Below are 12721 nucleotides of genomic sequence, written 5' to 3'. Positions count from 1 at the left end.
CAAAATTAGGGTATATTATTGTAGTAGATTTTTAAAATTTGTACTACATATAAGTCAATGTAAATTGCTATTGATATTAAAACTATTGTCTACATGATAAGTATCAATTAATATTTTTAAATGTATGGAATTAGAGTGTTCACTATAAAGTGGAATTTCTTGACAATTCTGTCAAATTATAAGATGTTATAAATATGTAGTGTAATAAGGAGGCAGACAAGATGACTGAAGAATTCAATGAATCAATGATTAACGAAATTAAAGAAGGGGATAAAGTTACTGGTGAAATTCAAGAGATTGAAGAAAAACAAGTAATTGTACATGTTAACGGTGGTAAATTTAACGGTATTATCCCTATAAGTCAACTTTCAACACATCATATTGATAATCCGAGTGATGCTGTTAAAGTTGGTGACGAAATCGGTGCATATGTTACAAAAGTGGAATATGACGAAGAAAATGAGACAGGTACTTATATCTTATCTAAACGTCAATTAGAAACTGAAAAGTCATATGAATTTTTACAAGAAAAATTAGATAATGATGAAATTATCGAAGCTAAAGTCACTGAAGTTGTAAAAGGTGGTTTGGTAGTAGATGTTGGTCAAAGAGGGTTTGTACCAGCTTCGTTAATTTCAACCGATTTCATCGAAGATTTCTCTCATTTTGAAGGTCAAGTTCTAAAATTAAAAGTTGAAGAACTAGATCCAGCAAATAATCGCGTCATTCTTAGTCGTAAAGCTGTAGAAGCATTAGAAAATGCGGAGAAAAAAGATGACTTACTAAATAATCTTAATGAAGGCGATGTAATAGAAGGTAAAGTTGCACGCTTAACAAACTTTGGAGCGTTTATCGATATCGGTGGCGTAGATGGACTTGTACATGTTTCTGAATTATCACATGAACATGTTAAATCACCAGAAGATGTTGTCTCAATTGGTGATCAAGTAAAAGTGAAGGTAAAATCTGTTGATAAAGATTCTGAACGTATTTCATTATCAATTAAAGATACGTTACCAAGCCCATTCGAATCATTAAAAGGAGAAGTCAATGAAGGCGATGTAATAGAAGGTAAAGTTGTCAGACTTACAAATTTTGGTGCTTTTGTTGAAATCAAACCTGGAGTTCAAGGTTTAGTTCATATTTCAGAAATCAGTCATTCACACATCGGTACACCTGGTGAAGTGTTAGAACCAGGACAAGTTGTCAGTGTTAAAATACTCAGTGTCGATATTGATAATGAACGTATTTCACTTTCTATTAAAGCAACACTATCTGATGAAAACGTTGCTGAAAGTGATAATGAAACAACGCAATCGTATTTAGATAATAATGAAGATGAAGACAATCCAACACTTGGTGATGTTTTCGGAGATAAACTTAAAGATATTAAGTTTTAATAGTTATCATAAGACCAAATCTAAATCTTGTCCTATATTATGTTAGGGCAAGATTTATTTTTTTAGTGTCCATATCAATCAATTAAGTAATTGTATTTAATGGAAATCATTTAAATGGTTTCATTAATAATTTCTTTTGAAATACTTACCCCGTATGATAGAATTATAGAGATTAAAAAAGAGAGGAAGTTAGTTATGACTAAACCTATAGTTGCTATTGTAGGAAGACCGAATGTTGGAAAGTCTACAATTTTTAACAGAGTCGTAGGTGAACGTGTCTCTATTGTTGAAGATACACCAGGTGTGACTCGTGACAGAATTTATTCATCAGGCGAATGGTTAACTCATGATTTCAATATCATTGATACTGGAGGTATTGAAATAGGTGAAGCGCCATTCCAAACACAGATAAGAGCACAAGCAGAAATTGCCATAGATGAAGCTGATGTCATTATTTTTATGGTAAATGTTAGAGAAGGCTTAACACAAAGTGATGAAATGGTAGCTCAAATGCTATATAAATCTAAAAAACCCGTTGTATTAGCTGTGAATAAAGTTGATAATCCTGAAATGCGTAATGAAATTTATGATTTTTATTCACTAGGTTTCGGAGATCCTTATCCTATTTCAGGTTCACATGGTTTGGGATTAGGTGATTTATTAGATGAAGTAGTTAAAAACTTCAAAGAAGAAGAACCAGACCCATATGACGAAGATACAATTCGTTTATCAATCATTGGTCGCCCTAATGTTGGGAAGTCAAGTTTAGTTAATGCCATATTAGGTGAAAATCGTGTTATCGTATCAAATGTTGCTGGGACAACTAGAGATGCTATTGATACTGAATATAGCTATGATGATCAAGATTACGTCCTTATTGATACTGCTGGTATGCGAAAAAAAGGTAAAGTATATGAAAATACAGAAAAGTACTCAGTTTTACGAGCACTTAAAGCGATAGAACGATCAAACGTTGTTTTAGTAGTAATTGATGCAGAACAAGGCATTATAGAACAAGATAAGCGTGTCGCTGGGTATGCGCATGAAGAAGGAAAAGCGATTGTTATAGTTGTCAATAAATGGGATGCTGTAGATAAAGAAACAAACACAATGAAGAAATTTAAAGACGAAGTGCGTAAAGAATTTCAATTCTTAGATTACGCACAAATCGCATTTGTTTCAGCTAAAGAACAGAAAAGATTATCTACACTATTCCCATATATTCTAGAAGCTAGTGAAAATCATAAAAAACGTGTTCAAAGTTCAACATTAAATGAAGTTATCACAGATGCAATTTCTATGAATCCTACACCAACAGATAAAGGACGTCGATTAAACGTATTTTATGCTACACAACTTGCAATAGAGCCTCCTACATTTGTTGTATTTGTAAATGACGTAGAATTAATGCATTTTTCTTATAAACGTTATCTTGAAAATCAAATAAGAGCTGCCTTTGGATTTGAAGGTACACCTGTACACATCATATCTAGAAGAAGAAATTAATAAATGGAGGGGTTACATGTCTAATATAACTGTCTTTGGTACGGGGAGTTTTGGTACGGCATTAGCAAATGTCTTAGCTGAAAATGGACACCAAGTATTAATGTGGGGAAAAAATGAAACGACTGTTAAAGAAATAAATGAATTACATTCAAACACAAAATATCTTAAAAATGCACAACTTGAGTTATCAATTAACGCAACTACTGATATAAATAAAGCAGTAACACATTCAGATGTATATCTCATGGCTTTACCTACTAAAGCGATGAGAGAAGTTGCAAGTGAAATAGATTCACATTTATCATCGAAAAAAACCTTTATCCATGTTGCTAAAGGAATAGAAAACGACACTTATAAACGTGTTTCTGAAATGTTAGAAGACTCAATCAGCCCTGAACATAATGCAGGTATTGGTGTATTATCAGGGCCAAGTCATGCTGAAGAAGTTGTCATCAAACAACCAACTACAGTGGCTGCTTCTTCTAAATCAACAGAGGTGAGTAAGCTAGCTCAAGATTTATTTATGAACGATTATTTAAGAGTTTATACTAATGACGATCTAGTTGGCGTAGAATTGGGTGGTGCTTTGAAAAATATTATAGCTGTTGCAAGCGGTGTGATTTCAGGAATGGGTTTCGGAGACAATGCTAAAGCGGCATTAATGACTAGAGGTTTAGCTGAAATAAGTAGACTTGGCGAAAAATTAGGTGCAGATCCACTCACATTTTTAGGTTTGGGTGGTATTGGCGATTTAATTGTAACTTGTACCTCTACACATTCTAGAAATTATACACTTGGTTATAAATTAGGTGAGGGTAAATCCTTAGACAAAGCATTGGAAGAAATGAATATGGTTGTTGAAGGTGTATACACGACAAAATCAGTTTATAATTTAGCAAAAGAACACAATATTGATATGCCAATTACAACTGCATTATACAAAGTTTTATTTGAAAACCAACCTGTCGATGAAAGCGTAAAAGATTTAATGGAACGTGGCAAAAAAGCTGAATAAGATAGAAGTATTACACTTTTTAGCAAATATATAACAATTTGATATTAAAATCCTATTAATTCAACGTTTTTTACACATAAATCATTGCAGTTGCAGTATTCGTTGTGTTAAAGTCATACCATAATGATATTAAGTTATCATTATAAACCCTAGGGGAGGTGAATTCATAATGAACAAAACAGATTTAATCAATGCTGTTGCTGAACAAGCTGACTTAACTAAAAAAGAAGCTGGTTTAGCTGTAGATGCAGTATTCGAATCAATTCAAACATCACTTTCTAAAGGTGAAAAAGTACAATTAATTGGATTCGGTAATTTCGAAGTACGTGAACGTGCTGCTCGTAAAGGACGTAATCCACAAACTGGTAAAGAAATTGATATCCCTGCAAGCAAAGTACCGGCGTTCAAAGCTGGTAAAGCTTTAAAAGATGCAGTTAAATAATTCTTTACTTACAAGTGAAGCCCTTGTTACAGGGGCTTTTTTCTTTTGGTAAAAACTTTTAAACGCAAATAAAAATAGATTGTAAACTATGTCTCTTAATATGGTATCATTCGATATGATGATATGATATTAAGAGCTTTTTAAAATAATTAACAAAACATAATTCATTTCTTTGAATAATTTTTATTATTCACAAAATACATAAAACGTATATATTTATCAGTTTGAAAACCGTTGATTTTAATTTTCCTTATATAATGTTAATATGTATATTGATAATAACGTGAGGTGTGAACATGGAAACGACATTAAGTATTTTTGAAAAACAAATTACCCAACGCTTGAAAGGTATACATCATTATGACGCTATTTATATAAATGAAGTATTAGCAAAAATCCTTGATTCTTATGATATACCTGAAGATGCTAAATTAGCTTGCCTCACTATAGATACTGCGATGCGTCATTTAGATGAGGTTTCCAAAAATTTATCCTCTAAGAAAGCCATATTAATTGGTGATTTACTAAGCGCTCACTTTTATACATTATTAGCGAAGTTACATGATCCAATTTTTCAAAAGCAAATTAGTTCAGCGATTGTTGAAATTAACGAAATGAAATCTTCAATCCATAATGGAGTGATTCCAAGAGAAAAAATTGGACATTATATTTTAATGATAGAAAATAAATTTCCACTTATAACAATCAATCGATACGTACCAAATATAGAAACAGTAAATATAAACCAAAAATTATTAGCAAACATATTAGAAAATCATCCTTCGTATTTAAAGAAATATTCAAAAGATGAATTAACTACATTTTTAGATGAAATTAAATCAGAAATTTATTAAAAAAGAGGTAATCAATGATGACAGATAATAAAGCAAAAAAAGAACAAGTCCATAACGTTTTTCAAAATATTTCTGGAAAGTATGATCGCTTAAATAACATCATTAGCTTTGAACAACATAAAACATGGAGAAAACGTGTAATGAAAGAAATGAATGTCAAAGACGGTAGCAAAGCATTAGATGTTTGTTGTGGCACGGCCGATTGGACCATTTCTTTAAGCAAGGCAGTCGGTCCTTCTGGTGAAGTGATAGGTGTAGATTTTAGCGAGAACATGCTTGAAGAAGGGAAAAAGAAGACAACGGATATGCAAAACATCCAACTTATTCATGGTGATGCAATGAATTTACCGTTTGAAGATAATGAATTTGATTATGTCACAATCGGCTTTGGTTTGCGTAATGTACCTGATTATTTAGCAACACTTAAGGAACTTAATAGAGTATTAAAGCCTGGTGGTATGGTTGTTTGTTTAGAAACAAGCCAACCAACTGCACCAATATTCAAACAGTGTTATAAATTATATTTTAAATTTATTATGCCTATATTCGGTAAAATATTTGCGAAATCAAAAGATGAATATGAATGGTTACAACAATCCACTTTTGATTTTCCAGATAAAGAAAAATTGAAACGTTTATTTTCACAAGCAGGATTTAGTAATATAAAGGTACGTAGCTTCACTGGTGGCGTTGCAGCGATGCACCTAGGCTATAAATAAAATGAAACAACCAAAGGTGATGACTGTGTCAAAGTTAAATATGAATAATGAAATTAAAATAATTGAAAAACGATTAGAAGAAGCATTAATAAGTAAAGATCAAATCTTAGAAGATGCTTCTTATCATTTGTTTTCATCAGGTGGTAAACGTGTAAGACCTGCCTTTGTAATCTTAAGTAGTCAATTTGGTGAAGAAATGAATGAAGATGTATATCGTGTAGCTGTTGCACTTGAATTAATACATATGGCTACTTTAGTACATGATGATGTCATTGATAAAAGTGATAAACGTCGCGGTAGCTTAACTATTGCTAAAAAATGGGATCAGGATACTGCGATCCTTACAGGTAATTTTCTATTAGCAGTCGGTTTAGAATATATTTCAAATATAGAAGATAATCGAGTACATAAAGTGATATCTAGTGCTATTGTTGAAGTATGTATGGGTGAATTGTATCAATTTCAAGATCAATTTAATGCAAATCAAACAATTACAAATTATTTAAGAAGAATCAATCGCAAAACAGCCTTACTCATACAATTATCAACAGAAGTTGGCGCAATTGCTTCACACGCCGATACCAAAACAGTTCGTAATTTAAAAATGATTGGACATTATATTGGGATGAGTTTTCAAATCGTAGATGATATTCTAGATTTTACTAGTTCTGAAAAAAAATTAGGAAAACCTGTAGGCAGTGATTTAATGAATGGTCACTTAACTTTACCAGTATTGTTAGAAATGCGTAAAAATCCTGAGTTCAAATCAAAAATTGAACAACTTGGCCCTAACAGTGATCAATCATTATTTGATGAATGTATTCAAACAATTAAACATTCTGATGTCATAAACCAATCGCAAGCAATCAGTGATAGATATTTAGATAAAGCCTTACATCTTATTGATCAGCTAGAAAGAGATGAAGCAAAACCTATATTTAAAAAAATTATTAAAAAAGTAGGAAAAAGAAACGGATAATTGTGTGAAAAGCATTGAAAGCGCTTAAATTAACTGTTAATATTATAATGTGCTTTAAGACATTATAATATTTTGTTTTATATTTTTATAAAACTTACATCATTAACAGGGGGATAAACACACAATGGAAAGAACATTTTTAATGATTAAACCGGACGCGGTTCAACGTAACTTGATAGGTGAAATCGTTTCACGTATTGAACGTAAAGGACTAAAACTTGTAGGTGCTAAACTAATGACGGTACCAAAATCGCTTGCAGAAGAACATTACGCTGAACATACAGATAAACCATTCTATGGTAATTTAATAGATTTTATTACTTCTGCACCGGTATTTGCAATGGTTGTAGAAGGTGAAGATGCTGTACATATTGCACGTCACATTATTGGAGCAACAAACCCATCAGAAGCTACACCTGGTACAATTAGAGGAGACTTTGGTTTGACTGTAGGCAGAAACATTATTCATGGTTCAGATTCAGTAGAATCTGCTAATAAAGAAATCAAGCTTTGGTTTAACGCAGAAGAATTAAGTGATTTCACAGAATCACGTGAAGCTTGGTTATATGAATAATTGTCTTTGAATTGACAAACCAATGCAAATAAGATGTCATGCGTTATTAACTTTTAATACTTTCAACAATATAGATAAAAAGCTGATAGTTAAAAACACGATTCTTGGTCGTGTGATTAAAATCAAAACACTTTCGTTGAATTCATAATAATATGAATTGATACGAAAGTGTTTTTTCTATGGGTAAAAGTTGCAATTGCATTCTATAGTGAAGTCGTTTAATATCTTAAGTTATTACTAAAATTTAGCCAGATGTTATAGTTGAATGTAGGTAAATCTTATAAAGTTTAGTTATTTGAAATTTTTCTGTTAATTTGAACAAATGAATATGATAAGATAAGGAACATATAATCATTTAAAGTACTAAAGAACGGAGTGGGTAAATAATGAGATATTTAACTTCAGGAGAGTCACATGGTCCACAGCTAACAGTAATTATTGAAGGTGTGCCAGCAAATTTAGAAATTAATGTTGCCGATATAAATGAAGAAATGTTTAAGCGTCAAGGTGGATATGGTAGAGGTAGACGCATGCAAATTGAAAAAGATAGCGTTGAAATTGTGTCTGGTGTGCGAAACGGGTATACACTTGGTAGTCCAATCACGCTTATTGTCACAAATGATGATTTTAAACATTGGAGAAAAATAATGGGTGCTGACCCTATTAGCGATGAAGATCAAGAAAACATGAAACGTGTGATTACAAAACCACGTCCTGGACATGCAGATTTAATCGGTGGTATGAAATATAATCATAGAGACTTAAGAAATGTATTAGAACGTTCTTCAGCTAGAGAAACTGCCGCGCGAGTAGCTGTTGGCGCTGTATCTAAAATATTACTTAAACAACTCGATATTCATTTTTATAGTAGAGTTATGGAAATTGGTGGTATTAAAGATGATTTAGAGTATGATCTTGAAACGATTAAATCTAATATTGATAAAAATGATGTCCGTGTCATTAATGATGACGTCGCTCAACAAATGAGAGATAAAATTGATGATGCTAAAAAGGCTGGAGATACTATTGGTGGCGTTGTGCAAACTGTTATTGAAGGTGTGCCAATTGGTATCGGCAGTTATGTCCATTATGACCGTAAATTAGATGGTAGAATTGCTCAAGGTGTCGTAAGTATCAATGCCTTTAAAGGTGTGAGTTTTGGAGAAGGATTTAAAGCAGCTGAAAAACCTGGCAGTGAAATACAGGACGAAATACTATATGATACAACCAATGGTTATTACAGAGGATCAAATCATTTAGGTGGATTTGAAGGTGGTATGTCTAATGGTATGCCTATTGTCGTCAATGGAGTGATGAAACCAATTCCAACACTATATAAACCTTTAAACTCAGTAGACATTAACACTAAAGAATCATTTAAAGCTTCTGTTGAACGTTCTGATAGTTGTGCTGTTCCAGCTGCAAGTGTTGTAGTAGAAAATGTTGTTGCATTTGAACTTGCAAAAGCACTATTAGAAGAATTCCAATGTAATCATATCGATCAATTAAAATCACAAATTGAAGAACGTCGCTTGTTGAATATAGAATACTAAGTTTTATTAAAATTTTAAGATTAGCCAGGTGATATCTATGAAATTACAAACTACGTATGAGACAAATAATTATCCCATCCTCATAGAACATAACGCATTAAAGGATCTACGTCATTTTATTGAAAATTATAAAGATATTGTACTTGTCGTTGATACCGAAATCGCAAACAAATGGGATGACACATTAGAATTTATTACATCTGAATACGATGCACACAAGCTGATGGTTCCATCAGGTGAAACCACAAAATCTCTAGCTTATTATGCCGAAAGTATAGAAACATTATTGAGTAAAAATTTGACCAGAAATACGTGTATCATTGCAGTAGGAGGGGGAGCCACAGGTGATTTCGCTGGATTTTTAGCTTCTACCTTATTAAGAGGCGTTGATTTTATTCAGGTACCTACTACGATATTAGCGCACGATTCTAGTGTTGGTGGTAAAGTGGGTATCAATTCGAAACACGGTAAGAATTTGATTGGTGCATTTTATAGACCAAATGCTGTTATCTATGATTTGAATTTTCTTTCAACACTCCCTTATACAGAAGTATTGAGTGGTTATGCTGAAGTATATAAACACGCATTATTAAATAGTGCGAACGCAGTACGAGATATTGAAGCGCATTTTTATGATAAAGCTACGTTAGCTTCCTTAAATGAAATGGAATATTATCTTTTTAAGGGCATAGAGACTAAGTTAAATATCATTGTAAAAGATGAAAAAGAATCTAACGTTCGTAAATTTTTAAACTTAGGACATACTTTTGGTCACGCCGTTGAATATGCATTTAAAATTCCACATGGTCATGCAGTAATGATTGGCATCCTATTCCAATTTATTGTGTCAAATCATATTTTAAATCAAAATTTTGATATTTCACATTACATCAATTATTTAAATTCTCTAGATTATCCATTAAATATCATCAATACCTTCGATTTTGATCCACTTTATGAATTGATGTTAAGAGATAAGAAAAATGATCAGCAAGGGGTGCAGATGGTTTTATTAGAAGGATTAGGTAACCCTGTGGTTAAACATGTTGATAAATCCATATTATTAGAGAGCTTTAATGCATTACAAACATATATTAAAAAGTAGGTGGCATATTTGGTTATTAGTAAAACAATTGATATAAAAGGTCCTCTGATTGGAGATATAGAAGTTCCTGGAGATAAATCAATGACGCATAGAGCTATTATTCTGAGCTCATTAGCATCTGGTAAATCAACGATATATAAACCATTACTTGGTGAAGATTGTATTCGTACAGTTGAAATTTTCCGTCTGCTAGGTGTGGAAATAGATATATTAGAAGATAAAATAGAAATTAATTCACCTGGATATAATTTTTTCCAAACACCACATCAAGTACTCTATACTGGTAATTCTGGAACAACTACACGCTTAGTTGCTGGATTATTGTGTGGCCTTGGTATTGAAACAGTGTTATCTGGTGATGCTTCAATTGGAAAAAGACCTATGGATCGAATTATGAAACCCTTGACCTTAATGAATGCAAATATTTCAGGTGTAAATAATAATTATACACCTTTAATAATCAAACCTGCTCAAATTAAAGGCATAACATACCAAATGGAAGTCGCAAGTGCTCAAGTTAAAAGTGCAATATTATTTGCAAGCTTATTTGCAAACGAAAAAACGACTATTTCTGAAATCGGTATTACGCGTAATCATACAGAAACGATGTTTGAACATTATCAAATTCCAATCACTACCAATGATAAAACGATTGAATTACCTGAAAATAGTATCAAACATATTACTGCCACTGATTTTCATGTACCTGGCGACATTTCTTCTGCTGCATATTTCATTGTTGCTGGCTTGATAACACCAGGCAGTGATATTACAATTCACAATGTTGGCATAAATCCAACACGTTCAGGTATTATTGATATCGTGACACAAATGGGTGGAAATATAACTTTATTCAATCAAACTAATGGTTCAGAACCTACCGCTTCAATACGTGTACAGTATACGCCAAACATGAAACCTATCCATATCGAAGGTGAGTTAGTACCTAGAGCAATTGATGAGTTACCAGTTATTGCATTACTTTGTACTCAAGCAAATGGCACAAGTATTATAAAAGAAGCGGAAGAATTAAAGGTCAAAGAAACAAATCGTATTGATACTACAGCAAACATGTTGAATTTATTAGGCTTTACATTGCAACCAACAAGTGATGGCATGATTATACATCCATCAAGATTGGAACAAACTGCCACAGTGGATAGTTTTACTGATCACCGTATTGGAATGATGCTTGCTGTAACTTCTTTATTAACTGATGATACATTAACGATTGATCAATTTGATGCAGTCAATGTTTCCTTCCCAGGTTTTTTAGCTAAATTTAAACAATTAGAAAAAGAGGGATAAAGTATGGAAGATATCTATAAACTTATAGATGATATCAACTTACAAAAACTAGACAACTTAGATACACGTGTAAATGACGCGTTAAGTTCTCCAAAAGATGATGCACTCTTTATACTTGGTGAAACACTATATAATTATGGATTAATGCCGCAAGGTCTTGAGGTATTTCGTACACTTTATCATAAATATCCAGATGAAAGTGAACTGTTAATTTATTTTATTGAAGGGCTGATCGCGGAAGACCAAACGGATGAAGCATTAGAATATTTAAGTACTGTTGAACTTTCTACGGAACGTTTGATGTTAGAAGCAGATTTGTACCAACAATTAAATATGCTAGAAGTAGCTATTGATAAATTAGTAGAAGCTATTGATATTGAACCCAATGACCCAATCATCCATTTCGCATTGGCAGAATTACTTTATTTTGATGGACAATATTTACGTGCTTCATCGGAATATGAAACGGTACTAGAAACGGGAGAATATCAGGTCAATAATGTTAATTTATTCTCACGTTTAGCTGATTGTAGCTTGCAAAGTGGAAATTATAGCGATGCAATCATGATGTTCGATGAAATCAGTGAAGATGAAATGGATTCAGAAAGTTACTTCAAAAAAGCGATTGCTTATGAAAAAAATGATTTAACACAAGAAGCTATCAAATTAGTACAAACATTATTATCAAAAGATCCGGATTTCCTACAAGGCTACTTTTATCTACAACAATTGTATGAAAACGAGCATAATCACGCAGATGCCATTGAAATTGGTAAAGAAGGATTGAGATTGAGTCAATTTTATAAAGAATTAATGGTATCAACAGGAAGTATTCAAATCGAACACGGAGATGCTAATGAAGGTGTTCAATTACTACTACAAGCATTAGATGTAGACAATGCTTATCAGGAACCACTATTAATCTTAAGTGATTTCTATAGACAAGAAGAAGATTACGAGTCAATTATTGGCTTACTACAATATGCAGATGAAGAAGATTTGGATCCAGTATTTATGTGGCACTTAGCACATGCATTAGGTCAAGAAGAGCGAGATAAAGAAGCTCAACATTTCTTTGAATTAGCTTATCCAACTATGAGAACGCAATCAGCATTTTTAAGTGATTATTATTTCTATTTAGTTGAAATTGGTTATATAGAACAAGCTCAACAAATCTTAAAACAATTACTGGAAATAGATCCATCTAATGAAACATGGCATGATGAAGCTGAGAGATTGCAATCATTCTAAAAAGTAAGGAAGGTG

The 12721-nt window shown here is 32.3% G+C and carries 12 protein-coding genes; all 12 read left to right on the top strand.

The annotated features are described in order from the left end of the window. Positions 1-221: 221 nt before the first annotated feature. The 12 genes from rpsA to KA873_RS06085 all read left to right on the top strand — a co-directional run bounded on the left by rpsA (position 222) and on the right by KA873_RS06085 (position 12706). Positions 222-1400: a 30S ribosomal protein S1 gene (gene rpsA, locus KA873_RS06140; RefSeq protein WP_107384499.1), complete on the top strand. Its 1179-nt coding sequence runs from the start codon at positions 222-224 to the stop codon at positions 1398-1400. Between the two features lie 195 nt (positions 1401-1595). Beyond that, positions 1596-2906 carry a ribosome biogenesis GTPase Der gene (gene der / locus KA873_RS06135; protein WP_210140190.1) on the top strand — a complete coding sequence of 437 codons (1311 nt, stop codon included), beginning with the start codon at positions 1596-1598 and terminating at the stop codon, positions 2904-2906. Between the two features lie 16 nt (positions 2907-2922). Beyond that, positions 2923-3921 (top strand): NAD(P)H-dependent glycerol-3-phosphate dehydrogenase, encoded by a 999-nt coding sequence (locus tag KA873_RS06130; RefSeq protein ID WP_107504972.1) that lies wholly within the window; start codon positions 2923-2925, stop codon positions 3919-3921. Positions 3922-4090: 169 nt separating this feature from the next. Beyond that, a complete protein-coding gene (locus KA873_RS06125; protein WP_019468914.1) occupies positions 4091-4363 on the top strand; it encodes an HU family DNA-binding protein in 273 nt (90 codons plus the stop codon). 296 nt (positions 4364-4659) lie between these two features. Then, positions 4660-5217, top strand: a complete 558-nt coding sequence (locus tag KA873_RS06120; protein WP_107384497.1) for a heptaprenyl pyrophosphate synthase subunit A — start codon at positions 4660-4662, stop codon at positions 5215-5217. A gap of 17 nt (positions 5218-5234) precedes the next feature. Then, positions 5235-5936 (top strand): demethylmenaquinone methyltransferase, encoded by a 702-nt coding sequence (locus KA873_RS06115; protein WP_107384503.1) that lies wholly within the window; start codon positions 5235-5237, stop codon positions 5934-5936. A 25-nt stretch (positions 5937-5961) separates the two neighbouring features. Further along, entirely contained in the window at positions 5962-6915 is a 954-nt protein-coding gene (locus KA873_RS06110; protein WP_181187624.1) for a polyprenyl synthetase family protein, read from the top strand. Positions 6916-7039: 124 nt separating this feature from the next. Continuing rightward, a complete protein-coding gene (gene ndk, locus KA873_RS06105; protein WP_019468918.1) occupies positions 7040-7489 on the top strand; it encodes a nucleoside-diphosphate kinase in 450 nt (149 codons plus the stop codon). Positions 7490-7875: 386 nt separating this feature from the next. Further along, the gene (gene aroC, locus KA873_RS06100) at positions 7876-9042 is read left to right on the top strand and encodes a chorismate synthase (protein WP_107504971.1); all 1167 of its coding nucleotides are present in this window, start codon (positions 7876-7878) and stop codon (positions 9040-9042) included. Positions 9043-9079: 37 nt separating this feature from the next. Beyond that, on the top strand, positions 9080-10147 hold the full coding sequence (gene aroB / locus KA873_RS06095) for a 3-dehydroquinate synthase (RefSeq protein WP_107504970.1): 1068 nt from the start codon (positions 9080-9082) through the stop codon (positions 10145-10147). Between the two features lie 9 nt (positions 10148-10156). Continuing rightward, entirely contained in the window at positions 10157-11455 is a 1299-nt protein-coding gene (gene aroA, locus KA873_RS06090) for a 3-phosphoshikimate 1-carboxyvinyltransferase (protein ID WP_107504969.1), read from the top strand. Positions 11456-11458: 3 nt separating this feature from the next. Next, on the top strand, positions 11459-12706 hold the full coding sequence (locus KA873_RS06085; protein WP_107384493.1) for a tetratricopeptide repeat protein: 1248 nt from the start codon (positions 11459-11461) through the stop codon (positions 12704-12706). Positions 12707-12721: the final 15 nt, after the last annotated feature.

Origin of the sequence: Staphylococcus sp. GDY8P45P, assembly GCF_017892745.1 — a bacterium.
GTDB lineage: Bacteria > Bacillota > Bacilli > Staphylococcales > Staphylococcaceae > Staphylococcus > Staphylococcus cohnii.
Note: the sequence above shows the minus strand (reverse complement) of the source record. Positions and strands in the feature narration are given on the sequence as shown.

Coding starts and splice junctions, on each gene's coding strand:
- KA873_RS06115 (WP_107384503.1), top strand. CDS start 5,235: ATGACAGATAATAAAGCAAAAAAAGAACAAGTCCATAACGTTTTTCAA.
- aroB (WP_107504970.1), top strand. CDS start 9,080: ATGAAATTACAAACTACGTATGAGACAAATAATTATCCCATCCTCATA.
- ndk (WP_019468918.1), top strand. CDS start 7,040: ATGGAAAGAACATTTTTAATGATTAAACCGGACGCGGTTCAACGTAAC.
- der (WP_210140190.1), top strand. CDS start 1,596: ATGACTAAACCTATAGTTGCTATTGTAGGAAGACCGAATGTTGGAAAG.
- KA873_RS06085 (WP_107384493.1), top strand. CDS start 11,459: ATGGAAGATATCTATAAACTTATAGATGATATCAACTTACAAAAACTA.
- rpsA (WP_107384499.1), top strand. CDS start 222: ATGACTGAAGAATTCAATGAATCAATGATTAACGAAATTAAAGAAGGG.
- KA873_RS06130 (WP_107504972.1), top strand. CDS start 2,923: ATGTCTAATATAACTGTCTTTGGTACGGGGAGTTTTGGTACGGCATTA.
- aroC (WP_107504971.1), top strand. CDS start 7,876: ATGAGATATTTAACTTCAGGAGAGTCACATGGTCCACAGCTAACAGTA.
- KA873_RS06125 (WP_019468914.1), top strand. CDS start 4,091: ATGAACAAAACAGATTTAATCAATGCTGTTGCTGAACAAGCTGACTTA.
- KA873_RS06120 (WP_107384497.1), top strand. CDS start 4,660: ATGGAAACGACATTAAGTATTTTTGAAAAACAAATTACCCAACGCTTG.